This window comes from Comamonas testosteroni (genome assembly GCF_000761245.1).
Lineage (GTDB): Bacteria > Pseudomonadota > Gammaproteobacteria > Burkholderiales > Burkholderiaceae_C > Comamonas > Comamonas testosteroni_C.
Genome location: NZ_AWOR01000114.1, coordinates 1 through 1,091, shown reverse-complemented (window position 1 = coordinate 1,091; position 1,091 = coordinate 1). Strand labels below are relative to the sequence as shown.

The window sequence follows — 1,091 nt, the reverse complement described above, 5'->3', positions numbered from 1 at the left end:
CCGGCCACGCCGATGGGTTGCAGGTTCAGTTGCGCATCCAGCACGTAGCCACTGCGGTTGCCCAACAAGGTGCCGATGGGCGCGTAGACGGCGCCACATGGGTCGCCTTTACGGGCCTTCCACAGCAGCGGCGTAACCACGGTTTCGGTCGGGCCGTAGCCGTTGAACAGGTATTTGGGTTTCAGCGCGCGCCACGCCAGGTCATAGCTGGCTTGAGCAACGGCATCACCACCAAAGCAATACACCCGCACCGGCGGTGGGTTGCCGTCGCGCTCGGCATGTTCAGCCAACTGTTGCAGGTACACCGGCGGGAACACCGCCATGGTCACGTTGTGGCGATGCATCTGCTCGTAGGTGTATTCCGGCAGCCATAGGCTGTCATCACGGATCAACACGCTGGCGCCGTTGATCAGCGGGTGCATCCAGCCTTCGTGGGAGCCGTCGAAGGCGAACGACATGAAGTGCAGTTCGCAATCGCTTGGTAAGGTTTCATAACGCTCGCCAGTGGCGATGATATGCGCCACCAACGGCCCGTGGGACACCGCCACGCCCTTGGGCAAGCCGGTGGAACCGGAGGTGTAGATCACGTAGGCGAGGTTGTCGCCATCCAGCGCCACATCCGGCGCTGTATCGCTGTAACCGGCCCATTCTTCGGTGCGATCAATGGCCAGGGTATCCAGGCCCTCAGGGACCGGCAACTGCTGCAACGCACGGCTGTGGGTCAGCAGCAATTGCGCACGACTGTCTTGCATCATGTACAGCAGGCGATCACGTGGGTATTCGATATCCAGCGGCACATACACGCCACCGGCTTTCATCACCGCCAGGAACGCCACCATGCTCTCGGCACTGCGCGGCATGGCGATGGCCACCCGCACTTCCGGGCCGACGCCACGGGCAACCAGGGCATGGGCCAGGCGGTTGGCCTGGCGATCCAGCTCGCCATAAGTCAGGGTTTGCGCGTCGAATTTCACGGCGATTGCTGCCGGATTCTCACGGGCACGGTCGGCCACCAGCTCGTGCACCAGGCGCTGGGCCGAAAAGCCTGAGTCGGTACGATTGCAAAGCTGCAGAATGTGCTGTTGCTCGTC

Annotated in this window: 1 protein-coding gene; it reads right to left on the bottom strand. The window is 62.5% G+C overall.

Annotation, left to right across the window (positions count from 1 at the left end):
* Positions 1 to 1,091: AMP-binding protein (locus P353_RS27345; RefSeq protein WP_034376661.1), on the bottom strand; the 1,091-nt coding region annotated here is incomplete at both ends.